At 53.0% G+C, this 24,216-nt stretch carries 22 protein-coding genes and 1 other RNA gene; 16 read left to right on the top strand and 7 right to left on the bottom strand.

What is annotated here, in order from left to right:
- The first annotated feature begins 32 nt into the window (after positions 1–32).
- From GE107_RS16735 to ssrA, 4 genes are all read left to right on the top strand, one after another.
- Positions 33–365: a hypothetical protein gene (locus tag GE107_RS16735; protein WP_219641121.1), complete on the top strand. Its 333-nt coding sequence runs from the start codon at positions 33–35 to the stop codon at positions 363–365.
- 1,549 nt (positions 366–1,914) lie between these two features.
- Entirely contained in the window at positions 1,915–2,859 is a 945-nt protein-coding gene (gene pyrB / locus GE107_RS16730) for an aspartate carbamoyltransferase (RefSeq protein WP_219641139.1), read from the top strand.
- 60 nt (positions 2,860–2,919) lie between these two features.
- Positions 2,920–3,405, top strand: coding sequence for an SsrA-binding protein SmpB (gene smpB / locus GE107_RS16725; RefSeq protein ID WP_219641120.1), 486 nt, complete (start codon positions 2,920–2,922; stop codon positions 3,403–3,405).
- A 149-nt stretch (positions 3,406–3,554) separates the two neighbouring features.
- Positions 3,555–3,917: a transfer-messenger RNA gene (gene ssrA / locus GE107_RS16720) on the top strand.
- An 89-nt stretch (positions 3,918–4,006) separates the two neighbouring features.
- Here the strand turns inward: ssrA and GE107_RS16715 are convergent.
- Positions 4,007–5,212 carry a stalk domain-containing protein gene (locus GE107_RS16715; protein ID WP_219641119.1) on the bottom strand — a complete coding sequence of 402 codons (1,206 nt, stop codon included), beginning with the start codon at positions 5,210–5,212 and terminating at the stop codon, positions 4,007–4,009.
- A gap of 226 nt (positions 5,213–5,438) precedes the next feature.
- On the opposite strand from GE107_RS16715, the gene GE107_RS16710 reads away from it, so the two are divergent.
- Positions 5,439–5,795 carry a winged helix-turn-helix transcriptional regulator gene (locus tag GE107_RS16710; RefSeq protein ID WP_219641118.1) on the top strand — a complete coding sequence of 119 codons (357 nt, stop codon included), beginning with the start codon at positions 5,439–5,441 and terminating at the stop codon, positions 5,793–5,795.
- A gap of 347 nt (positions 5,796–6,142) precedes the next feature.
- Here GE107_RS16710 and GE107_RS16705 read toward each other — a convergent pair whose 3' ends face one another.
- Entirely contained in the window at positions 6,143–7,129 is a 987-nt protein-coding gene (locus GE107_RS16705) for a class I SAM-dependent methyltransferase (protein WP_219641117.1), read from the bottom strand.
- Between the two features lie 561 nt (positions 7,130–7,690).
- Between GE107_RS16705 and GE107_RS16700 the strand changes: the two genes are divergently transcribed.
- Complete coding sequence (locus tag GE107_RS16700; protein ID WP_219641116.1) at positions 7,691–9,871, top strand: glycosyltransferase; 2,181 nt, start codon at positions 7,691–7,693, stop codon at positions 9,869–9,871.
- 57 nt (positions 9,872–9,928) lie between these two features.
- Here the strand turns inward: GE107_RS16700 and GE107_RS16695 are convergent, their stop codons facing one another.
- Positions 9,929–10,678 carry a glycosyltransferase gene (locus GE107_RS16695; RefSeq protein ID WP_219641115.1) on the bottom strand — a complete coding sequence of 250 codons (750 nt, stop codon included), beginning with the start codon at positions 10,676–10,678 and terminating at the stop codon, positions 9,929–9,931.
- 183 nt (positions 10,679–10,861) lie between these two features.
- Between GE107_RS16695 and GE107_RS16690 the strand changes: the two genes are divergently transcribed.
- Positions 10,862–11,476, top strand: a complete 615-nt coding sequence (locus GE107_RS16690) for a DUF1796 family putative cysteine peptidase (RefSeq protein WP_219641114.1) — start codon at positions 10,862–10,864, stop codon at positions 11,474–11,476.
- Positions 11,477–11,660: 184 nt separating this feature from the next.
- Here GE107_RS16690 and GE107_RS16685 read toward each other — a convergent pair whose 3' ends face one another.
- On the bottom strand, positions 11,661–12,281 hold the full coding sequence (locus tag GE107_RS16685) for a TetR/AcrR family transcriptional regulator (protein WP_219641113.1): 621 nt from the start codon (positions 12,279–12,281) through the stop codon (positions 11,661–11,663).
- A gap of 119 nt (positions 12,282–12,400) precedes the next feature.
- Here GE107_RS16685 and GE107_RS16680 point away from each other — a divergent pair, with 119 nt between their 5' ends.
- Both GE107_RS16680 and GE107_RS16675 read left to right on the top strand, forming a co-directional pair.
- Positions 12,401–12,976, top strand: coding sequence for a cysteine hydrolase family protein (locus tag GE107_RS16680; protein WP_219641112.1), 576 nt, complete (start codon positions 12,401–12,403; stop codon positions 12,974–12,976).
- Positions 12,973–14,091 (top strand): MFS transporter, encoded by a 1,119-nt coding sequence (locus GE107_RS16675; protein ID WP_255570536.1) that lies wholly within the window; start codon positions 12,973–12,975, stop codon positions 14,089–14,091. The genes GE107_RS16680 and GE107_RS16675 overlap by 4 nt, the downstream gene beginning before the upstream one ends.
- A 301-nt stretch (positions 14,092–14,392) precedes the next feature.
- On the opposite strand, the gene GE107_RS16670 is transcribed toward GE107_RS16675, so the two are convergent.
- Positions 14,393–14,569 carry a YjfB family protein gene (locus tag GE107_RS16670; protein WP_219641111.1) on the bottom strand — a complete coding sequence of 59 codons (177 nt, stop codon included), beginning with the start codon at positions 14,567–14,569 and terminating at the stop codon, positions 14,393–14,395.
- Positions 14,570–14,712: 143 nt separating this feature from the next.
- Positions 14,713–15,696: an NAD(P)-dependent alcohol dehydrogenase gene (locus tag GE107_RS16665; protein WP_219641110.1), complete on the bottom strand. Its 984-nt coding sequence runs from the start codon at positions 15,694–15,696 to the stop codon at positions 14,713–14,715.
- 301 nt (positions 15,697–15,997) lie between these two features.
- Here GE107_RS16665 and GE107_RS16660 point away from each other — a divergent pair, with 301 nt between their 5' ends.
- The 3 genes from GE107_RS16660 to GE107_RS16650 all read left to right on the top strand — a co-directional run bounded on the left by GE107_RS16660 (position 15,998) and on the right by GE107_RS16650 (position 20,650).
- Positions 15,998–19,288: an ATP-binding protein gene (locus GE107_RS16660; RefSeq protein WP_219641109.1), complete on the top strand. Its 3,291-nt coding sequence runs from the start codon at positions 15,998–16,000 to the stop codon at positions 19,286–19,288.
- Positions 19,289–19,430: 142 nt separating this feature from the next.
- On the top strand, positions 19,431–20,129 hold the full coding sequence (locus tag GE107_RS16655; protein WP_219641108.1) for a hypothetical protein: 699 nt from the start codon (positions 19,431–19,433) through the stop codon (positions 20,127–20,129).
- 26 nt (positions 20,130–20,155) lie between these two features.
- Positions 20,156–20,650: a quercetin 2,3-dioxygenase gene (locus tag GE107_RS16650; RefSeq protein ID WP_219641107.1), complete on the top strand. Its 495-nt coding sequence runs from the start codon at positions 20,156–20,158 to the stop codon at positions 20,648–20,650.
- 53 nt (positions 20,651–20,703) lie between these two features.
- On the opposite strand, the gene GE107_RS16645 is transcribed toward GE107_RS16650, so the two are convergent.
- The gene (locus tag GE107_RS16645) at positions 20,704–21,336 is read right to left on the bottom strand and encodes a YfbR-like 5'-deoxynucleotidase (RefSeq protein ID WP_219641106.1); all 633 of its coding nucleotides are present in this window, start codon (positions 21,334–21,336) and stop codon (positions 20,704–20,706) included.
- 452 nt (positions 21,337–21,788) lie between these two features.
- Between GE107_RS16645 and GE107_RS16640 the strand changes: the two genes are divergently transcribed.
- The 4 genes from GE107_RS16640 to GE107_RS16625 all read left to right on the top strand — a co-directional run bounded on the left by GE107_RS16640 (position 21,789) and on the right by GE107_RS16625 (position 24,203).
- Positions 21,789–22,244 (top strand): DinB family protein, encoded by a 456-nt coding sequence (locus tag GE107_RS16640; RefSeq protein ID WP_219641105.1) that lies wholly within the window; start codon positions 21,789–21,791, stop codon positions 22,242–22,244.
- A gap of 297 nt (positions 22,245–22,541) precedes the next feature.
- Positions 22,542–23,072 carry a dihydrofolate reductase family protein gene (locus GE107_RS16635; RefSeq protein ID WP_219641104.1) on the top strand — a complete coding sequence of 177 codons (531 nt, stop codon included), beginning with the start codon at positions 22,542–22,544 and terminating at the stop codon, positions 23,070–23,072.
- A gap of 316 nt (positions 23,073–23,388) precedes the next feature.
- Complete coding sequence (lspA, locus tag GE107_RS16630; protein WP_219641103.1) at positions 23,389–23,874, top strand: signal peptidase II; 486 nt, start codon at positions 23,389–23,391, stop codon at positions 23,872–23,874.
- A 71-nt stretch (positions 23,875–23,945) separates the two neighbouring features.
- Positions 23,946–24,203 (top strand): hypothetical protein, encoded by a 258-nt coding sequence (locus GE107_RS16625; RefSeq protein WP_255570535.1) that lies wholly within the window; start codon positions 23,946–23,948, stop codon positions 24,201–24,203.
- The last annotated feature ends 13 nt before the right edge of the window (positions 24,204–24,216 follow it).

Raw genomic sequence — 24,216 nt, 5'->3', positions numbered from 1 at the left:
CGCGGGCGGCGGAGGGGGTTGTCCCCGCGCCGGTGCGCGGCGGGGACGCGGGAGCCGGCGCCGGCGCGGCGCGGGCGCGCAAGGCGGCGGCAGCCGCTCCGGCGGAGCAGGCGGCTGCGGTGGAGGCGAAGGCGCCGCGGACAGGCGGTCGCGGGGCGAAGAAGGTCGACATGTGGGGGCTTCCCGTGTCGGGCATCGGCCTCAAGGACGACGGCGGCGAGAAGGAAGCCCTGGCCGAAATGCGCCGGGAGGCTCGCCGCCAAGGAGGCGGCCGCCGCAAGGGCGGATCGCCTTCCGGCACGGACAAGGCCGGCGGCGGCGACAAACCGGCGGGCCGCAGCAGGCGGGGCAAACCGAAGGAATGACGAGCAAAGGGCCAGCCGGGCATTGACAGGCTGGCCCTTGCGTCTGCAAACGCACCAACGGATGGGATTCCGCCGAATTAGCCTCTCAGCGACACTAATTTGCGCCACTTGGTGGGATTCCGCCGAAGTAGCGTCTCAGGGACACTATTTTGCGCCACTTGGTGGGATTCCGCCGAAGTAGCGTCTCAGGGACACTAAATTGCGCCATCTGGTGGGATTCCACCGAAATAGCGTCTCACGGACACTAATTTGCGCCACTTGGTGGGATTCCACCGAAATAGCGTCTCACGGACACTAATTTGCGCCACTTGGTGGGATTCCGCCGAAATAGCGTCTCACGGACACTAATTTGCGCCACCTGGTGGGATTCCGCCGAAATAGCCTCTCAGCGACACTAATTTGCGCCAACGGGTGGGATTCCGCCGAAGTAGCGTCTCAGGGACACTAATATGCGCCATCTGGTGGGATTCCGCCGAAATAGCGTCTCACGGACACTAATATGCGCCACGGGGTGGGATTCCGCCGAAATAGCGTCTCACGGACACTAATATGCGCCACGGGGTGGGATTCCGCCGAAATAGCGTCTCACGGACACTAATTTGCGCCACTTGGTGGGATTCCGCCGAAGTAGCGTCTCAGGGACACTAATTTGCGCCACTTGGTGGGATTCCGCCGAAATAGCATCTCAGGGACACTAATATGCGCCACGGGGTGGGATTCCGTCGAAATAGCGTCTCACGGACACTAATTTCCGCCACCCGGAGGGATTCCGCCGAAATAGCGTCTCACGGACACTAATCTGCGCCACCTGGTGGGATTCCGCCGAAATAGCGTCTCAGGGACACTAATTTGCGCCACTTGGTGGGATTCCGCCGAAGTAGCGTCTCAGGGACACTAAGTTGCGTCACCTGGTGGGATTCCGCCGAAGTAGTGTCTCAGGGACACTAATCTGCGCCACCTGGTGGGATTCCGTCGAAATAACGTCTCACGGACACTAATTTCCGCCACCCGGAGGGATTCCGCCGAAATAGCGTCTCAGGGACACTAATCTGCGCCACCTGGTGGGATTCCGTCGAAATAACGTCTCACGGACACTAATTTCCGCCACCCGGAGGGATTCCGCCGAAATAGCGTCTCAGGGACACTAATTTGCGTCACCTGGTGGGATTCCGTCGAAATAGCGTCTCACGGACACTAATTTCCGCCACCCGGAGGGATTCCGTCGAAATAGCGTCTCACGGACACTAATTTGCGCCACCCGGAGGGATTCCGTCGAAATAACGTCTCACGGACACTAATTTGCGCCATCTGGTGGGATTCCGCCGAAATAGCGTCTCAGGGACACTAATTTGCGCCACCTGGTGGGATTCCGTCGAAATAGCGTCACACGGACACTAATTTGCGCCATCTGGTGGGATTCCGCGGAAATCGTGGGTCCGAAGTTAGCACTTTATAACAGGACGAGCGGCAGAAGCCATTTTACAATTCCGGCCGTATCTTATAGGATAGAAAATAGTGTGTACGGAAGAGTCGGAGAGGGTGCGTGAGCATGGATTTGAATCGGGATCGCAAGCTGTATCATGTACTGGGTGCCAAGCAGTTCGACCGTGCGGAGCTGGAACGCCTGTTCGCGGCTTCGCAGGAGATGGAAGGCGTGGTGTCCGCGGGAGGCGACAAACGACTGTCCGGCAAAATCATGACGACGCTGTTCTTCGAGGCCAGCACGCGTACGCGGCTGTCGTTCGAATCGGCGATGCATCGGCTGGGCGGCAGCGTCATCGGCACGGAGAATGCCGCGCAGTTTTCGTCGGCGATCAAGGGAGAGACGCTCGAGGACACGATCCGGATCGTGACGGGCTACAGCGACGTCATCGTCATGCGGCATACGGAGATCGGCGCGGCCAAGCGGGCGGCGAAGGTCGCCGGAATCCCGGTCATCAATGCGGGCGACGGAGCGGGGGAGCATCCCACCCAAGCTTTGCTCGATGCCTATACGATCAACAAGGAGTTCGGCCGCATCGACGGACTCAAAATCGCGATGGTTGGCGATCTCACGTATGGACGGACGGTCCACTCGCTCAGCTACATTTTGGCCAATTACCAAGATGTCATGATCTACTTCATTGCCCCCGAGAACGTGCAAATCCCGGGTTACGTCAAGCAGTATCTCGACGAGATGGGCATCCGGTACCAGGAAACGAACGATCTGAACGCGGTCGCCGGCTCCGTCGACGTCGTGTACCAGACGCGCATCCAGAAGGAACGTTTTCCGTCGGTCGAGGAGTACGAGAAAGCCGCGGGCAAATACATCATCGACCTGGCGCTGCTGGACCGCATGCGCAAGGACGCCATCGTGCTCCATCCGCTTCCGCGCGCGGGCGAGATCGCCGAAGAAGTGGACGCGGACCCCAGGGCGGCGTATTTCCGCCAGGCGCATAACGGCCTGTACATCCGGATGGCGCTCATCGCCAAATGTTTGAATCTGGCGGATTGACGATACGGCGTGCTATAATAAATCTCCGGCTATATTCGTAGAGAAGGAAGGTGAAGGAAAGTGGGCAGCAAGAACAAAGACCAGTTCGACAAGCCGTTGGCGCAAAACAAGAAAGCCTCCCACGACTACTTCATTGAAGAAACCTATGAAGCCGGGATGGTGCTGACGGGTACGGAGATCAAATCTCTACGCCGCGGCCGCGCCAATATCAGCGATGCCTTCGCGACCATCCGCAACGGAGAGATGTTCATCCACAACATGCACATCAGCCCGTTCGAGGAAGGCAACCGTCATAACACCGATCCGACTCGCGCGCGCAAGCTGCTCTTGCATCGCCAGCAGATTCATAAGCTTCTGGGCGAGACCAAGCGGGAAGGCTACACGATCGTTCCTCTCAAGATTTACACGCGCAACGGCTACGCCAAGCTTCTGATCGGCCTAGGAAAGGGTAAAAAGCAGTTCGACAAACGCGCCGACGCCGCGAAGAAAGACGCCCAGCGCGACATCCAGCGGATCCTGAGGGAGAAGCAGAAAGTCAGCTTTTAAGCGTCTTGCCAGGCTTACCAGCAACAATCATGCGGATATCAAGCCCTCCGTGTGGTATAATATCTTTAGTTCATCATGCTCCATAGCTGCCGTCTGGATAGGCAGCGCCCTTCGATTGCAGCCGCTGGTGGGCGGCATCAATCCTTTTCGGGGGCGTTTATGGATTCGACGGGGACAGTTCGAGCATGGGTAGCGGGTAGTAGGGCTGCGTCTGCTTCATCAACGCGGAAAGCCTATAAACGGCAACAAGCAACCTTCTCTGGCTCTGGCCGCCTAATAACGGTCACCAGGCTCTTACTCTCCATCGCCCATGTGGCGGGATAAGGGCTCAACTTTAGTGGGATACGCTGTCTAGTCTCCGCCTGGGGCTAGCTGAAGAAGATAATCAGGCTGACCCAACGCGAAGCCGGTTCCGGGGCGTTGCTCGGGTGACATCAAAACTGGGACTACACCCGTAGAAGCCTATGTGGCGTTGTCTTCGGACAGGGGTTCGACTCCCCTCGCCTCCACCAAATCAAGAAAGCCGACCGCATGAGGTCGGCTTTCTTGCGTGGAGCGCGGGGTTGGAGGGTCGCCCCCAGCAAGTATAACCTTCCTTCGGTTAAAATTTCCCGTTCGTATTTTTCCATTGATCCTTCGGCGGAATCGTCTCAATGACATCCCAGTGCTCGACGAGCTTGCCATTTTTCACCCGAAACATATCATAGATGGCATTATGGATGCCGTTAAATGTCGCTTCGCTTACGACCAGTACGAAATCGCCTTCGCCGATGACCATATGGATCTTATCGAAGCTCACCTTAACGCCTTGTTCGGCCATTCCCTCAAACGCCTTCATCACTGTCGACAAACCATCCCCAAACATCGGGTTATGCTGCGTATACGTTTCTCCGTCGATATAAGTGGGCATCACCGCAATATTGCCGCCCATAAATACATCATTTACAAATTTCTTGACAATTTCCTTGTTTTCTTCCGTTTTGTCCAAATCCGTAATCTCCGTCGTTCCATCTACCATCGTATGCCCACTCGGATTCGGCTCGGCGAGCTCCTGCAAGTTATCCCAGTGCTCTACGATTTTCCCGTTCTCGAACCGGTAGATATCGAATACGGCGAATTTCGAACCGAACAGGTTCACAAGCGAATGAACGGCTACGTAGTCGCCGTCTTCAATAACCCGCTGGACATCATAGGTCACGCCCGCTCCTTTCAACTGCCTGATTGCACCGACCAAAGTCTCTCTTCCGTCTGCAAAAGCAAGATTGTGCTGAATGTATTTGTCGGCGCTGATCCATTTCAAAGCTGCGGCAGGGTCTCCGGTCTCAAGGCCTTTTAATACCTCTACCACTTTATCTTTATTGCTTGTTTCAATTGACACAGCTTTAGAAGATGCATTCCATGTTACCCGTTGGCCTAACGCCTGCCCGATAAAATCCGCGGGGACATAGGTTATCCCGCTCTTGGAAACGAACGGCGCAACGGACAACTGTACGGCCTTGCCGCCGATATTTGCCTCCGTTCTGCCTATGCGAATATATATTTTCGTATCGCCTTTTTGCAGCGTAACGCTTCTTTCCGGCGAGCTCCAGACGATATCTGCTGCTCCGAGATCCGCCGCAACGGCTCTGAGAGGTAGGAATACTTGGTTCTTTTTCACGATTGGGGCATCTGCGTAAGCTTCCTCCACCCCGTTAATGACGATTCTAATCCCGTTATCCTTCTTTGCATCCGCTGCTGCAATCACGGGCAGCGAAGCGGACACTGACAATAAACCGACCAGAATCATAGAAGCGACTTGTTTTTTCATCCTATTACCTCCCCTAATTTATCATAAGCATACTTGTAACAAATTTAGTTACATCTAAGTGTAAAAAAAAGCGACTGGGTGTCCAAGTAATCCGGATTGCCGTTTTACGGGTTCACTCCTTCCTGCTGTCTTGTTACAATAAGAGAATAATAAATACCTATATTTACAACAAGTACTATTATTTTTTGTAGGTAGTATCAAAAAAGATAGTATTGGAGTGTTACAAATGGCCAAGTACGAAGAGAAATTTATGAAGTGTCCGGTATTTACGGTTCAAAGCCTGATCGGAGGAAAGTGGAAGGTTTATATTTTGTGGCAGCTGCATGACGGAGCAAAACGGTTCAGCGAAATTCATCGGGCGCTTCCTCACGTCACCCAATCGATGATTACGAACACACTCCGCGATCTGGAGAATGACGGCTTGATCCACCGCGAGGTGTACCGTGAAGTGCCGCCGAAGGTGGAGTATTCTCTCACCCCGATTGGCTTGAAGTTAATTCCCTGTCTGGGGCAGTTCGTCGAATGGGGCGTCGAATATATGAGCCACATGGGCAAGATGGACGAGGAAGAGGCGAGCGGTTAGAGCAGTAAGAGCGAGATAATGAGTAAACCCTTATCTTTCCACAACCTCTCATATGCATTTTCAATTGTTGCTGTGTTCGAGTTCGAATATTTCGGGGGAGCGCATCCGTCAAATAAGCCGTTCGCCTGGGCAAAGCATTTGGTTGATTTGTAACCAAATGCTTTTCTATTTTTCGAGGAGAGTATTGGAATGGGAACAGCGAAAAAAGTAGCGGTGCTGGTATATGATCAAGCGGATGCTTTGGAGGTAACGGGGCACAGCCCCAAACTTGGCAGTTGTCCAAACCGGAAACGGACTGCGGACGCACCAACTAGCCAAGAATCCCACGGCTTTAGCCGTGTGGAGTGTCATTTTTTTCTCATCCATAAGCTTCCGCCGCCGTTGCCACGGTATGCAAGCGGCGCCCGAAACACGTCATCCAGCAGTGTCCTGTGTTTCATGAAAGCGTATTTCGATGAAAATACGATTTCAAATTGATCGTTATACATCAAGAAAGCATGCAGCACATATTGCTCGTTCCAGAACAAATTCAAATCGTTAACCCAATCCTTCGGCATCTCTTCGGGAAGAAAAATATCATGTACATGAACGTATACGCCGCTGTTGAGTGCCGGCAGTATTTGAAAAAAGAAATGATTAACATCGGATCCATATTTCGATACGTGCGTACCATCAAAAAACAAGATATCGCCGGCCTGAAGTTTTTGGAACGTCTCCAAGTCTGTGTCCTGTAAGGTTTGCTTCCGGATTTGTAAATCGAACTGGTCCGACATCGTTGCCAAATCCTTCGAAGGATACGGCTCGATCACGGTTAAAGTATCCCCGAGGTTGCGCTTTCCCAACGCCTGCAACGCTTTGACGGCCATTTTCGTAGAATTTCCCGCACCGATTTCCAATACTTGCTTCGGCTTGAGCAACCGGATCAGCGAATAATAAAAGGCTGCGTCCGTATGGGAGAACGCTTCGTTATCCCAATAATACTCGACATTGTTTCTTCTCTGCACCGGTGTATCCATCAAGTCCCGCTGGGACTCCCGGCTTCTCTCCATGAAATCGATCTGAACAGCATCATTCCAATCGATTCCTTCCGCTCCATTTTTCGCGTTGTATTTCTGGATTTCTATCTTGGTAGGAACGGGAGCATAAAAATGCGTAGGCAGCAGAAACAAGCCCTTATTTTGCGCCATTTCCATCAGCTTGTTATCGGGATGATAAACAGCCGGGTTTCTGTTGATGTAATTTTGGGATAACCATTGAAAGAAGCTTCCCAAAAACTCCTCTTTTTGTTCATCATTCATGTTTTCGATGTTCTTCATCATTTCTTGAGGATCCATGAATCGCCAGCCCCTTCGAATACGTTACGACCATCATACTGACTTGGGGAAAAAATGGTGAATCGACTTCTCTTTGGAGCACCTGCTGGGTGTTCTTTTGTTGATCATTCAGAATCAAGATTCACGTCTTTTCCTTTCTAAATGATCTTCGATAAAAACGACATTCTCTGTTCCTTGAGGACGACGAAGTCGTTTTTACTTGGCATGTTCCGCCTTCGTCCATGCAATTCATTATCGCCACTAATAACATGGGGAAAGAGCAAGTACACGATAAAGCATGGCGAGGTGATAAGGATTGTGTCCAATACCCATACGGCGCTGAACGAGATCCACTCAACCTTGCGTAAATGGAAGCCCCAATCCAACGTTTCGAAACGCAGAAAAAGACGGCTCTTGCGCACCATTTCCGTTTGGCTGGAATCCAAACGAAAGAGGTCGCGAAGGAAAGGCCGACGGTCGCATGATCTCGCGAGAAAGGAAGCCGCTCGTCCCGATTCCGTCCCATTTTCTATTCCCCAACAGTGGCCGGACATCCCCTCTTCGGAAGACCTCAAGTACGACGTGTTCCGTTTTCCCATCATCGATTGGCATTATCGCTGGCAAAGGCCGCAACATCTGTCTACGAAGTGGGCTGAGGATGGCCACCGCGTTTTTTATTTCACCATGCAGACGAAGACGATCAAGCAGGAAGACGCCACCTTCAGCGACATCGCCAGTGCCATGGAAGTGAATCCGCTCGGCAATCATATATGGTCGGTCACACTCTGCTCCCATAAGCCTGTCGATCCCTATCATTCCGTCATCTCTCACCCATTGGACTATCAGTATATGCTGTGGTCGATACAGGCGCTGAAAAGTTACTTCAACATTCGCCAAACCTTATCCGTCATCGATTTACCTTACTGGTACCAGCTGGTTCAGCATTTCGACCGGACCAGCAACAAAATTCTGTACGACTGCATGGACGATCTATCGGGGTTTGGGGGCGTTAGCCCCAAGATACTTGAATTAGAGGATGAACTCGCGGAAAAGGCCGATGCCGTAACCGTAACCTCACGGGTTTTGATGCACAACAGGAAGAAGCAAAACGAGAATGTGTTTTACTTGCCAAACGCATGCGAATATTCGTTTTTCTCCAAGGCTCCGGATACCTTGGCCCCTGAACTGGCCTTGCTGCAAAAACCGATTATCGGCTTCTACGGCGCGATCTCGAATTGGTTCGACGGGAACCTCATCAATCAACTGGCCGAACGGAATCCGGATTGGCAGTTCGTGTTGGTGGGACATTACTACAGAGAATTGGTAGAAGCCTTCGACTCACGGTCCAATATCCTGCTTCTCGGAGAGAAGCCGTACTCGGACTTGCCGAAATACCTCTACGCCTTCGATGTATGCCTCATCCCGTTCAAGCAAAACACGCTCACGACCGCGACCAATCCGGTCAAAGCGTACGAATATCTCTGCTCGGGGAAGCCGGTCGTCTCGACGAAGCTGCCCGAACTCGAGGCCCTTTCCAGTCACATCTACTTGGCGGAGGGCGTTCGGGAGTTCGAGTCCGCCATTCTGAAGGGGCTGCATGAATCCGGCAAGGAGGCGCGCTTGCGGCAAGAATTTGCTGCCTCGAACACCTGGGACGAACGCTACGCGGAGTTGAAAGCGATCGTAAGCGCGGTCCTCTATCCGAAAGTCAGCGTCGTGATCCCCGTATTCAATCAATGGAGTTTGACGGAAGGCTGCCTGAAAAGCCTGTTGAACTCTTCCGGACAACATCATGTCGAGATTATTGTCGTAGATAACGCATCCACGGACGGTACAAGGCAGGCTCTGGCGACCCTCCAACATCCTGCGGTCCAGGTCGTATCGCTTACAACCAACCGAGGTTATGCAGGGGCCGTCAACATCGGATGCCAACTCGCCACTGGCGAATACTTGGTCTTACTGAACAATGATACGCTCGTGCCCCAGGGGTGGCTCGACCGACTCATTCGGCCTTTGCGCGAACAGGAGGAGATTGGCATTGTCGGTCCCATGTCCAATCAGATAGGCAACGAACAGAAGCTGGATTTCTTCGCTTCGGGAGATACGCAAGCATGGAACGAGAAATGGCTGGATCTTTTCTATGCTGTGAACAAGGGAAGCCTGAGGGATACCGACCGGCTCGCTTTCTTCTGCGTAGCGATGAGGAGAGAAGTGTTCGACCGGATCGGGGATCTGGACAGCAGATTCACCGTGGGCATGTTCGAGGATGACGATTACTGCGAGAGAATCGCCCGGGAAGGCTATCGCCTTGTCATCGCGGAAGACGCCTTCGTGTACCACCATGGGAGCGCCACCTTCAAGAGCATGAACCAGGAGCAATGGCAGCAGATATTCAACCGCAACAAATCGCATTTCGAGAAGAAGTGGAACAGGTCGTGGAAACCTTACCCATGGCCGGAAAACATCTTCGACACGGCGTCGAACGGACGGGAAGCCGCCGAAATCGTACGCGCCTCCGGGTTACGGTGCAGCATCGTCGCGGGGAAGCCGGATTGGACGGAGTCGCCGGCGCATTGGAAGAAGCTTGTGCGTACTTTGCTGGACGAAGGCCATTTGGTCATCGTGTACGCCACGAGCTTCTGCAATCAGGCGATCCAAGGTTTCAAGCGAATCGGTCCGCACCTGTATCTGACGAACGAATCGGATTGGATCGCAACCATCAAACATTCGGTCCCGGAAGTCGCCTGGATCGAACCGCAATGATCGGGAACAAACGAATATCACCGGTTCCTCTAGGGCGGAACCGGTGATTTGTTGCGGTCAACGCCCAAGCTGATCCAGGTATCGCCGGACGACAGCAGGGTGGGTGCCGTTGAAGGGTTCCGTGATGATCGGGTATTCTCCGTGATTGTAAGTCCAGTCCGGTTCCCCTTCGTTCGTCCAGACGTTCAAGTCGCCTCTGCGATTGTCGTTGAACTTGATCCGATTGCCGAGGGCGTAGTGGTAATGGTAGAGGGGAATGTCAACACGGGTTCTTCGGGCGGACCAGATCGGTTGTCCGTCGGCGGTTTGCAAGGTGCAATGGTGTTTCCTGGATTCGTATCGTATGCCGATGCCATGCCTCCATAACCGGATGATATCGTTTGACCATCTTTCGTCGCTGGGGGCGTTCACGCGTATTTTCCACGGGTTCTCCCAGAAATTAATAAAAGGAAATTGATAGACGTCGAAATCGGCAGTGTGCATTAATTGCGGCAGCACGCCGGCAAAACGATCGTCAAACACTTCGTCCGCGTCGATATTGGCGATCCATTGGCCGGTTGCCCGATCGATCATGAAATTGCGGACAAGCGACTCGTTCCAGTCGTCCGAATACGGCATTCCGGTCTGTTTGATCTCGAACAAATGAATGTTATGCCTTTTTTGATACTGTCGAATCAGCTCTAAGCTGTTGTCGGTACTGCCGCCGTCGACGATGATCACCTCGTCCGCGAAAGAGGTGACGCTATCCAGATAGAACGGCAGGAAAGCGGCTTCGTTCAAAACCGGAGTCATGACGGTCAATTTCATTTCTTTTCTCCGTCCTTTACCAGAGAATTGTTCTCTAATCGTCAGGCGAAAGCCTTGGTGACAGTCCGGTGGCATGGCCATTGGATCCGTTGATCGGTTCTCTGCCCATTTATCCGGCCCCGTGCGTTTATATCAATCACGCCAACTCGCCCTGAATAAGATGTTAAAGAAGGAGTGAGGCCAATGAAGCTTAAAGAGCTTGCCGGTTCCTACGATCTCATCCTAAGCATGGGCTACAATTGTCAGCCCGCGTTTCAATTGCGCGCGAATCAAGTTCGCAGTTTCACGGGGCCGGTAGACTGGGTCATCACCAACTCCATCCCCAACCTAATCCAGCTCCTGGACAACGGATTCAAGGATTACATGAAGCTGGAGAATCTCCAGATTATCGGGTCCATCTATGGCCATTACTCCGCGGAGGATGTCGCGACAGGGACTCTTTCGTTCCACGACTTTCCGGTACCCGCGGATCAATCGCGCCGCATCGACAATTACCCGGAGTTCCGGCAACAGCTCGACCGTCGAATCGAAAGATTCTACGAACGCGCCCGAAGCAGCAGAAAAGCCTTATACGTTCGAGAACGCGCCAGCTTGCCGGAAGCGATCAGCCTTCGGCAGGCATTGATGCGATTGTCCGGCGGGGATGTCTATTTATTGGTCTTGAACGACGCAGATGGCGCGCCCCTGCACGATGCCGATTGGGACGAGCCTTTCATCGCGGCTGCAGGACTCCCGAAGGAAGAGTCAGAGTGGACGGACGCATGGAAAGAGCTTTTAAAGGGAATCGCCTTGGAATGAAATTACGGCGGTTTCCCGCGGTTTGCCGGCCATCCGCTTCGCTCCCTCCCCCTGCTATGTAGCTAATGTATGCGCCGGGTGTTCAAGCGTGTCAAAGACAATGTGGAATTGATAAGCCGCGTTTCGCCTCCAACATAAAAACTCTGACCGCGTGAGGTCAGAGTTTTTTATTTAGAACTATCTCTCATTCATCCTTCGCCGTCACGAAAGTCCTGTAGAGCTGCTCCAGTATCGCTTCCCGCGAATACCCGCGAACGTCCCGCTGGAATATATAGGAGTCGCTGCTCAGGGCGGTCAGCAGCATATCGGCGCGGAAGACGCTGTCGGGGGGCGTCCTCTCGACTCCGCTTGCGGCCATTTCCTCATACAATTCGACGAGCAGCTTGTGCAATTCATGGTAAATCGGACCGCGCGTGCGGGTCTTCGATCCATTGGAAGATACGGATTCCTCGACTCCGGTCAGCAACTGCAGTTTTTTCTCCCGAAAAGCCAAGAATATCCGCAGCACGCCTCTCAAACGCAGACTCGGGGGTTCTACCCGGTTCTCCTCCAAGTAAGCCTCGATGTCCCCGAATAGAAGATCGACATGATCCTTGATCAGATCCAGGCAGAGCTCGCTCTTGTTGCGATAGCGGCGATAGAGCGTACCCGGACCGAGCTGCGCTTCCGCGGCAATCTGATTCATGCTGACCTGATCGACGCCATACTGCTCGAACAGCCGAATGGCCGCATTCAGGATCCGTTGTCGATTCTCCGCGGCATCTCTGCGCTCCGCACGAAAGGGGGGGATCTCCGCCTCGCTCATGACTCCCATCTTCCTTTCCATTATCCTACTCTGCCATTGACATGCGGAGAATTCTCCGCTTATATAAAGAGGAGAGGTCTCCGCTTTATCCTAACATGCGATTGAGGAGGGATCAACACATGACAAGCGAGCTTCGGAACACCGCTCTCCTGGTTATGGACCTGCAGAACGGCATCGTGTCACGGTTCGCTGCCATGCAGGAGTCGCTGCTTCCGTTCAAGCAGGCGATCGAAGCCGCGCGCGGCCACGGCATCCAAGTTATCTATGTCCGGGTCGCCTTTCGTGAAGGCTATCCGGAAGTCAGCCCGAACAACAAGTCTTTTGCGGCGATCACCCGTTTCGGAGGCTTGACGGAATCGGACGAGGCGGCGCAAATTCACCGTTCGGTGCAGCCGCAACCAGGCGAGCTGCTGGTGACGAAGCGCCGCGTGAGCGCCTTCACCGGCAGTGACCTGGAAATCGCTCTCCGCTCTCGAGGGATCGACACGCTTGTGCTCACCGGCATCGCAACGAGCGGCGTCGTGTTGTCGACGCTGCGGGAAGCGGCAGATAAGGATTTCGCGCTTAAGGTTCTCTCGGATGCGTGTCTCGACGCCGATCCCGAGGTGCATCGCGTGCTCATGGAGAAAGTGTTTCCCCGTCAGGCTGACGTGATGACAGCGGGCGCTTGGATCGAAAGCTTGAACGAATCATGATGAAATGGAAACGAACCTTATGGATATTATGGACATCCAATTTCATCGCGGTGGCGGGGGTCAGTTTGATCATACCCTTCTTGCCCTTATATATCGAAGAGCTTGGTGTTCATCAGCTGAGAGACGTAAATCTATGGTCGGGATGGATCTTTGCCGCGCAATCCGTGACGGCTGTGATTTTCCAGCCTTTATGGGGGGCGATGGCCGACAAGTACGGACGCAAAGCAATGCTTTTGAGGGCGGGAATCGGCATGGCGATCATGACAATCCTCATGGGTTTTGTCAGCGCGCCCTGGCAATTGCTTGTGTTGCGGCTCATCAACGGCGTTTTTTCCGGCTTTATCTCGATGTCCGTTTCTTTGCAGGCGTCGGTCACCCCGGATAAAGATGCCGGAAAGGCCTTGGGTACATTACAGACAGGCCAAATGGCAGGAAGCTTGATTGGCCCTCTGATCGGAGGCATTCTAGCTGAAGCATTCGGGTTTCGCGATGTATTCGTCTTGACTGGGCTGCTTCTCCTTGCGGCCAGTATCGTCGTGATGATCTTCGTTGACAAAGGAGTGCCTGTACGAGCCAAAGAGAATGATAATGCTCGCGGAGCGGGCCATTGGCGGACGATGACTCCGTTGATTCCGATCTTTGTCGCAACAATGGTAACCCAAATTGGGATGATGTCTATTCAGCCGATCCTATCCATCTATACGAAACTGCTTTATCATGGCGTCCATCTTGAATTTATAGCGGGGCTGGTTGTCTCCATCACCGGTGTCGCCAATTTGATTGGTTCTCCCCTGCTCGGGAGGTTCGGTGATCGCGTCGGTCAGCGGAAAATCCTCATTTTTTCACTGGTGATGTCGGGTTTGACTTTCATACCGCAGGCATTAACCGACAATATCACAGTGCTTTTGATCGGGCGATTCCTGCTCGGGCTGTTTGTCGGCGGGATGCTTCCGTCTCTCAATGTCCTCGTGAAGAAGCTGGCTCCGCCGGATGTTCAGGCCCGGGCTTTCGGCTACAATTCTTCCGCCAATTTCTTGGCAACCTGTTCGGCCCTCTATTGGGAAGTACGGTGTCCGCGGTATTTGACATCCGTTACGTTTTCTATATCACCATGAGTATCCTTTTCGCGAACGCATTGATGTTACTATTCAATCGCAAGTTAGAACAAACGATCGCTAATAAAGCCTGCTCCTGACTGCAAACATCCGAATCATTACGCAGAGGCGGCAGCCGGAAGCGTAAGCGATCGCCTCGTTGAATCGCGCCAGCGGGCAGGTGACCGGCCGGAACCCGTCCAACTTCAGCATTCCGGCCCGGATCATCCGGGCGATTTGCGTCGGCGTCGCTTGGAACCGGCTAGCGTGCGCGCGGCAAGGAAGAAAAACTCCCCCGGATCACGGATCACGGGAGAGTTACTTACGCTCTAACGTCCAGAAGGCGCCCAAGATTGGGGTCGAGACTTTGCTGCATCATCCTCACAAGATCCTGGCCTTGTTGCACGGCTTGGTCTTTCGCCATAGACAGAACTCTAACTCCCAGTACAGTGGACAACGTCGATTGACTCATTGCCATAGATGCGGCAGCGATATCCATGATATCCCTCCTCTACAGTCATATATCGGTTTCCGCCTATTCACAAGTTCACTATTTACGCTAAATCCGTCGCGATCGATTTGTTGAATAAATAAGGTCCCGGATCCGATACTAACTTTCACATGGTGTGTGATTGAACGGAGTCACGGCTTCGCATGTTCCATCGTGATGACGACGTTTCCCTTTTTACGTCCTTGGTCGACATACCGGTGAGCTTCGACGATTTGTTCGAAGGGATAACATCGGTCAATGACGACTTTCATCTTCCCCGCTTCTGCCAATTCCTTGAGGTAATTCAAGGCTTCAGCCGTTTCGGGTGAGTTTTGGCCCAGAATCAATTTCTTTCCGCTCGTTAATTGAGTCCAGAGCATTCGAACGCTTGGTAACGGTTCAGTCGCATTTAAATAGATTCCTGTTTTCTTGAGCGATTTCATGCAAGCGGTGAAGGAACTTTTGTTTACCGCATCGAAAACAACATCGAAAACCTCTCCGCGATCAGAGAAATCCTCCGCCGTGTAATCAATGACCTCATCGGCTCCAAGGGATTTCACCAATTCCAAATTCGCGGTACTGCAAACTCCCGTAACCTTGGCTCCGAAATGCTTGGCAAGCTGCACGGCATAAGTGCCTACGCTGCCTGAAGCCCCATAAATGAGAACTTTTTGTCCGGTTTGAATGTTCGCTTTGCTAAGGTAATACAATGCCGTTCTTCCCCCAATGGGAATGGCCGCCGCTTCCTCGTAAGTCAGATTGTCGGGTTTGATGGATATCGGCCCGTCTTCAGGCAGGCACCTGTATTCGGCATAAGCACCATAACCGGCCAGCGTGGCTGCGAATACCGGGTCCCCTTTTTTGAACCGCCTTACATCTTTTCCAACCGACTCTACTACCCCGGCTAACTCCATCCCCAAAATCGCTTTCTTGGGCTTGATAATCCCTAAGGCGATTCGGGCAGGCAGCCAGAAAGAAGGAGGAACCGTAAAACTCCGCACCCGAACATCCGCCACGGTAACCGTTGTCGCAAAGACTCTGACAAGTATTTCATTGTCCTTGGGAACCGGTTTTGGAACCTCTTGGAACCGAAGAACGTCCGGCGGGCCATAAGTAGAGTAGACGACTGCTTTCATGCGTACACGCCCCAATCGCTTAGTGAAATGACAATCCCGCAGAAATTCCTGTTTTATCTATACTTTTTTAAGACTTCTCCCTATACCGCTCTTCTCCTGCAATCGACTTGATCCTGAAATAAAGAAAAGTCCTCCCGAGCATGGAAGAGCTTACGCTCCATTCCTTATTCTCCGCTTTCAAACGGCGATTTCCGAGTTAGGGTCATCTGCAGATGCGGCCGCCCGTTCGAATATGTACAATGTAATTATATGGAGATTGAAACGGGCGGAGTGAGCTTATTTGCAAGGATACCAGGTCCAAATGCTTGGAACGTTTCATTGTTTATACGAAGATCGGCCGTTACCGAAAATGCCGACCGGCAAGCTGCAGATCCTGTTTGCCTATTTGCTGCTCCATGCCGATACTCCGATCAACCGGAAGCACCTGGCTTTCCAGTTTTGGCCGGATTCCTCCGAGGCGCAGGCGCTGACCAATCTCCGCAAGCTGCTCTATGATCTGAAGAGGCTACTGCCATCATCGGGCGACGATCTGGAGCTGAGGGACGGTCAAGTCGTATGGAACGCGAACGGGGCATGCCGGGTAGACGTGCTGGAATTCGAAAAACAACCGTTGGAGAGCCTGCAGGTAACGGAACTGGCGGAAGCGGCGGCCATGTACCGGGGGGAGTTATTGCCGGGGGTTTATGACGAGTGGGTCGTCAACCGGCGCGAAACGCTTTCCGGACGATACGCAACCCTGTTGGATCAAATCATTTTCTTGCATGAGCAGAAGAGAGAGTTCGATTCGGCATTGCCTTACGCGATGAGATTGATTCAGCTGGACCGCTTTTCCGAATCGGCCCATTTGAAGCTGATCCGCCTGTTTGCCTTAAGCGGCGAAGTGACGGCGGCTCTCAAGCGTTATGAAGAAATGAAGGCCTTATTCGAAGAAGAACTGGGCGTATCCCCAAGCGAAGAGACGCAAGAGATTGTCCGGCAGCTGCTCGATTCGAGAAATACGGTTGAACCGCCCGTTGCGCCAAAACAGAAACCGCGGCTCATCGGCCGCAAACAGGAGTGGGAATCCCTTCTGAAGGCATGGGACCGGGCCGTTCAGGAGCGATCTCTCCTTGTCGAGCTGGAAGGGGAAGCCGGGATCGGCAAAACCCGCTTGGCGGAAGAGTTTGCCTACTGGGCGCAAAGCCAGGGAATCCGTACCCTCATCTCGCGTTGTTATGCCCCCGGAGGGGCGTCCGCGTACGAACCGGTCCTGGCTTGGCTGCAGAAGGTTTCGTTTGACCACCTGGACCCGGCGGAGTTAATCGAAATCTCAAGGCTCATGCCTGAAGTGAAGGAGAGGCATCCCGGACTGGAGGCCCCGGGCCCGCTGCACGAAAGCTGGCAGCTGCGCAACTGGTATCACGCCAATCAGAAGGCGCTTTTCCAAGATCAGCCGACGCTCCTCGTGCTGGAAGACCTTCAGTGGTCGGACCGGGAGACGCTGCAGATGATCGAGTACTTTCTTCGTACGGATCATCCCCATCCGCTGCTTATTCTTTGTACGATCCGCACGGAAGCCGGGGCTCGCGACGTTTCCGTCCGGGGATTGCTCCATGCCTTGCGGACGCGGCGCCAGTCCGTTCATATTGCCGTGAATCCCCTGCAGGAGGCGGAAACCGGGGAATTGATCCGATTGTATTCGGACAGGGGCGCTCTCCCCCTTCCGGTGAAACACATTCACGAAGAAAGCGGAGGGAATCCGTTATTCATCCATGAAATCGTTCGCTCCGGCACGGGTTCCATTCCGGAGGGCTACGGCTCAAGCCTCTTAACCATGATGGTCCAACGGCTGGCTGAGCTGCCCTCCCTGTGCCAGAAGGTCATCAACCTGATGACGGTTGCGGGAAAGCCCGTATCCCTCTCTTTCCTAACCGGTCTTGCCGATTCGGTGGAGCAGACGTTGGAGCAGTTGGAGCTGCTGCAGCAGCTGCGAATCCTCAAACGGCTGGAGAACGGCGAGTTGGATTTTTTCCATGAACGCATGAGAGAAGCGGCCCGACTCCGCATGAGCGAATCGAAAAAGCAGCTGCTCCACGGCTTGGTTGCAAGAGCGATGGAAAGCAGCGACAATCTGCGCCGTTATCCGGCTGCCGAAATCGCCTATCATCACGAGCATGCGGGCAACCGGGAGGAAGCCGCGTTTCGTTACGAACAAGCCGCCCTGGAAGCCAGGCAGGTGTTCGCTCATGAAATGACGATCCGTTATTGCCTGAAGGTTCTCTCCATGGCGGAGCCGAAGTCGAAACTCGAAATTCTTTCCTGTCTGGCGGAGGCTTATCGCATATCCGGGAATTGGGAATCCGCCGAAAAAACCTACCGAACCTGGCTTCAATTAAGCGAATTGAACGAGCCGTTAGAGCGGAAGGCGATGCATCAAGCCGCTTTAGGCAATTGCCTGCGGCTGCAGGGAAGGTATGCGGAGGCGCTTCTTCACTTTAAGCAAGCTTCCCAATTATTCGATACGCTGGAGCATCGCGAAGGATTGGCCGAAGTTTACGGGTATTTGGGGATCGTCTATCAGTACACGGGCGAGTACGACGAGGCCGAGAGTTGTTTGAAGAAACGCATCACGCTCAGCTCGGAGGACGGAGAAGACGGAAAATTCACGGGGATTTTGGGCAACGTTTACTTCGAGCAGGAGCTATATACGGAAGCCATGAATGTCTTCAAGAGGCAGATCCGGATCGCGAACGGCAATGGCGACAGGCACTCCTTAGGCCAAGCGTTCGGCGGTATGGCCTTGACTTACTTGGAATGGGAACAATTCGACTGGGCCTTCCATTCCGCGAATGAAAAGCTGAGCATCAGCAGCTCCCTTGGCGATCGGATGAACGTGGCCAACTCCATCGGCATCATGGGGAAGATCTATATGAGGGCTGGTTATCATCCGGAGGCCCGTTCCTGTCTTCTCTTCTGCCTGCAAGAGGCGCTTCAGATCGGAGACGTTCGGGTCATGGCTATCGTGCTCAGCCTGCTTGGCCATACATTGGACGAACAAGGGAATGAAGAAAGCGCATGGCGGGTCCTCGTACAAGCGGAGCGGATCGCGGCCCAATTCGGCATTCCCTATTACCTCTGCGACACGTTATATTACATGGGGCATCATGCCGTGAAACGAATGAGGTGGGACGAGGCGCAGCGGTGCATTCATCAAGCCATGGCGCTAGCCGGCAAGCAGCGTCGGCAGGGGTTATGCTGCAAGTTGGAGCTGCTGTTGCTGCGAACTTATTCCGGAAAAGAAGAGATCACGATGCAGAAGATTGCGGAGCGGCTGCAGCAGCTGCTCAGTCAGCATCCCGACCGCAAAGAGCAAGCGATGATCCATCTTGCGTCGTGGGAGCTGTGCGGATCCGAAGAAAGCCGCGTTCATGCAACACGGTTGCTTGAAGAATTGTACCGAAACGCTCCCGTCCCCACTTACGCGAAGTGGGAAGCGGTTCTTCGCACAAAGCTCCAAGGAGTCCCGCGAGGCGCGCCTCCGATTCCGCGGGAAGCGGCACAATGCGAAACTCGGATGGAGCAGTTGTTAGATGCGGTTGCGAGACTCACGTAATTTCACCTTGCGCCTTGTGATCAAGGCGTATTTTTTTTGTCTCTGAAACGGTGTCCTTTTTTCGCGAAACGGATTTGAAACGCAGGCTGCGATAAGATCCGAGTGTGATCACAAATCAAACTATTTTCCAAGGAGGAGCAGGATGAAAAAATGGATTCTCGCCATGACCTTGCTCGTGGCAGCGGCAGTGCCGGCAGGGGCGGCATTCGGACATCCGAATCACGGGAGCGCGCACGCGAAATCGGAGGTATCCGTGTCGGTGAACGGAGTGAAGGTACCCTCGGTGAAAAGCGCGGGCGGCAAAGTTTTCGTATCCGTTCAGGTTTTTGCCGGTTTATTCGGGGAGACGGCGCAAGTGGATGAGAAACGTAAAACGGCGGTGTTCCGCAACCGTACCCTTACGCAAGTGATCGTGAATCAGGGAGAAGCATACGCCTGGATTCGCGATTTGGCGGATGCGGTACAAGCGACGAAAGTGACGTGGGACCCGAAGGAAAACGAGGTCTATGTGCTCGTATTGCCCCAAGGAACGATTCAGCTCGAGCCGGTCGTCGTTCCCGCCATGGGCGAGCATTGGGCGAATCCCGCCGATTTGCCGACAGGTCCGATCTATGGCGTTTACAAAGACAAACTCGTTTTTATCGAATACATGATTTCGCAGCAAGACTTCAAGGAAGGCAAGTCCTTCGATAATTTGCAGGGGATGAAGGGACTGCCTTCGCCCGCGATCGTGCAGTCGGATATCGGCTTCATGCCGGAAGGCCATCCGGGTTTCGAGGTTCCGCATTACGACTTGCATTACTACTTTATTTCCGACGCGGAACAGCAGCAAATCAAATAAAAATAGGAATCATGGAGGAATGAACGATGAAAACGGAAATGAAACCGAAAATCCTGTCCCGCGAGGAAGGAGATCACATGTGGTACCTGGGCAATCTGTCCACCGTGAAAGCGAACGCGGAGCATACCGGAGGGCAGTTCAGCTTGGTCGAGGACCTCATGGCGCCGGGCTACGAGACCCCTTACCACATTCACCGCAAGGAAGACGAGACCTTCTATCTGCTCGAAGGCGAGATGGAAATCATTCTGGATGGCCGCAAGTATCAGGCGAAGGCAGACCACTTTGCTTTCTTGCCGAGAAATATCCCCCACGGCTTCCGGATCGTAGGCGATCGGCCCGCCCGCATGCTGGTCATGATCCATCCGTCAGGATTCGACCGATTCTTCGCGGAGCTTGGCGAGCCGGCACAGCGGCTGGAGCTGCCGCCTCAGGTCGAACCGGACATTCCGAAGCTGCTGGAGACGGCCAAGAAGTATGAAGTCGAAATCCTCGGCCCGTTGGACTTGTTTATTACGGAATGAAATCCTGATCCGGTACCCGATCGCAATATCAGCCCTCCCGAGCATGGGAGGGCTTACGCTCCAGCCAACGCTTCATTCGTAATCTGAGCAATATCGACGGGTGCTCTCGATCCTTCGCGGACCATATCGGGTAAAATGTTGTCTAGAAAATAATCGACGCAATGGAGCTTGATTCCTTTGATCTTGATCAGAGCGGAACGATACATGACGATAAATTCCTTATCCGTATTGCCTCGTAGCAGCTCGGCGAAGGCTTCGTAGATCTGATCCAGCTTATCGGCCACTTCCAAGATGAGTCCTTCCACCGAATCGTCTTTTCCCTCGCGCAATTGCCTGCGGAAAATGGGCTTGAATTCCTCCGGAATGTGCTCGTCTATGAAATGAGCGACCATCCCTTCCTCTACTTGCAGCAGCATGGCTCGAAGCTCGAGCGAATAGTGCTTGACGGGCGTTTTGATATCCCCGATAAATATTTCTCCGTAATCATGACTGCTTGTGATCTCGTACAGCTTTTTCCAATTCACGGCGACACCGTTGCTTTCCTCGATATCCGCTAAGGTTTTGGCATACTGAACAACCTTCCAAGAATGAGCCGATACACTATGCTCCTGAAACTTGAATTTGCCAGGGCAACGGATAATGCGCTCCAGATCGGTGAGAGACTGAAAATACGTATGAATGCCCATTGTCGTGGATTCCTTTCATGAAATCATGTTGGCAAGGATGTACGAGTAGTATAAATTTTGTTTGTCATTGGATGATTAACGTGTATCTGGAAGTTGCTGCATTGATGCGAAAAAAACCCCAACTTGAAGTGGAGGGGATTCCGCTGCATGATTTGTTTTATGAAGGTCCCAATGTCATGACCCCGTACCTGGCCAGAGGCGACTCGTTATAAAGGTTACAGTTTACAGTTCTATGGTTCAGGTGAGGTAGCAATTAAAATATACGGTGGTTTTATCGGATCGCGAGAAATACATATCGAGACCAACGCTGTAAAGAACAACCGGACGATTTACCTCTACAGCCAAGGGCAGGTTAGGACCAATCAAGTATGGCCCGAGGCTACCTAGAATGATTCAACAAACGGATAACAGTAGGTTCCAGTAATCGATGAGACGAAGAGGGGGAATCCGAAATGAAGACGATCAAGTGCATGATGGACCACTTGTACTGGGCGGACGAACGCATCTTGGACGCGCTCGAGGAAAGTGAGACGAAGAACAAGGACCTTCTGAAGCTGGTTCGTCACGTCGCGGTCGCGGAACGAGTCTGGCTATCCCGATTACAGGGCAAGGGTAGCGCGCAATATTCATTGTGGGAGGAAGCGGAAGACCTGACGGCGATTCGGACGATGTTCGAAGAAAACGCCGAGCAATTTCGCGTCTATATCGAAGGGCTCAAGGAATCCGAGTTGGACGAGATGATCGACTATGCGAACCAGAGCGGGGTTCCGTTCCGAACGTCCGTCCGGGACATCCTGTCGCAGGTCATCTTACATGGGCAATATCACCGGGGACAGATCAACCGGGCACTTCGGATCGAATCGGCAGAGCCTGTCCAAGTCGATTACATCACGTTCGTGCGGCTCTAACTGGGCCTAATTATCACCATTACTCGGAATAGGATTGACATTGAACTCTCTCGGGGAACAATTGTTCAATAACACAAAAGCGAGGCGGCCGGCAGTAAAAATCCGGTCGCCTCGTTCCGTTATCGGGCAGGATAGTTGAATCTCATCGACGAACTTAGAGAATGTTTGAAAGGATTGGAGATGATCAGTCTGCCTTGGACTGTGCACATTAGCAATCCATGAGAAACCGGACATGCTGTTGGATGATAAAATCTTGATGATGAATGTGCGAGAAAACCAGGGAGGAGAGTCAGTCGAATGGCAAAGATCGTTTTCGCATTGAACCAGTCTCTGGACGGATTCGTCGACCACACGGCATTCCAGCCCGACCCCGTGCTATTCCGTCATTTTATCGACGACGTGCGCGGCTTGGCGGGCTGCCTGTACGGGCGCCGCATGTACGAGACCATGCGGTATTGGGACGGAGACCATATTGAATGGGATGCGCCGGAACGGGAATACGCAGCGGCGTGGCAAAGCAAACCGAAGTGGGTGGTGTCGAGGACGTTAAAGTCCGTCGGTCCGAATGCTTCTCTGATCGAGGGTGACCTCGCAGCGGCCATACGTGGGCTGAAGGCTCGGCATGAAGGGGAGATTGAAGTTGCCGGGCCGGAGTTGGCGCATAGTCTAACGGAGCTCGGTCTCGTTGATGAGTATCGACTCTATCTCCATCCAGTCGTGCTGGGTCACGGCAAGCCGTTCTTCGCCGGTCCGCGGCCGCCGCTGCGCCTCGTGGCAAGCGATCGAATTGGCGAGCAGGTGATCAGGTTGACCTACGTTCCAGCTTAGTTGTGCGGTTGACCAAGCGGCCTAGAGGGATACGATAGTTCAGCATAGATGACGGCAGCCGGCCGGATGCTCGGCTGCCGTTGTCTGTTGAAATAACGGGCAGCATAACGTGGAAGGTGTTCCCATTTAATTAGGAGTAAGATAAAATTGTTGATGACCAGACAAACTCTATTGGAGTGAACCTTTCCGGTAGGTGATGCTTGTGAGAGGATATGTGTAGCGACATGAACTTGCTAGAATATGCGACATAGACATGCGGAATATTTTTGACATTCGAGGCTGGTCGTCCATGTTGAATTAATCGGGGGAAAACGCAGTGAAATACTATTATTACTGGATTGCGCTTGTCGTGTTTGTATTGGACCAGATTACGAAGAAAATCGTCTCTGGCAGCATGGACGTAGGCGATCAGATTTCAGTGATCGGCGAGTTTTTCAAAATTCATCTGTACAAGAACAACGGCGCGGCATTCAGCATGCTGCCCGACCAGCTGCTGTTCTTCATAATAATTACGATCGCTGTCGTGACCGGCATCATATGGTACATTCGGAGGAAGCGGAGTTCGGGCAGAACCCTGCTTCTGGCGGCGCTGGGATTGATTCTCGGCGGCGCGATCGGAAACCTGCTCGACAGGGCGCTGTACGGGGAGGTTGTCGATTTCTTCAAGCTGACATTCGGCAGCTATATCTTCCCGATCTTCAACATTGCTGACATCGGAATCATAATGGGCGTGATACTCATCCTGCTCGATACGATTCTCGACGTGAAAAATCAAGGAGCCAAGGCTCCAGGGATCGGCTGAGACTAATAAGTGGGGGCTGCCCGCCGGGGACTGTGCTTGAGTTATTCCATAACTTTCAGAGACCGCTGCAAATGGAGAAAGGCGATATGCAATTAGGGCATCTCCTAACGCATGGCAACGCTATTGTAGAATTGAAACAAGCTTTTTATGTACTCGACAACCTCGATCCGGCCTTTTACGCAAGAATCAACATTTTGACTGATGCAAATACACTCGAGCAAAATCGGGTTGAAGCCGATTCGTCTATTACAGTAACCGAGTTGAATCCATTGGAGCCATCTTACTGGGAACAGGCATTAGCTGAAATTAGGCATGGCCATTATTATTAATATGCGTACAGTT

The organism is Cohnella sp. CFH 77786, from assembly GCF_019400745.1.
GTDB lineage: Bacteria > Bacillota > Bacilli > Paenibacillales > Paenibacillaceae > Cohnella.
The sequence above is the reverse complement of the archived record's forward strand: the minus strand, read 5'-3'. Positions and strand labels throughout refer to the sequence as shown.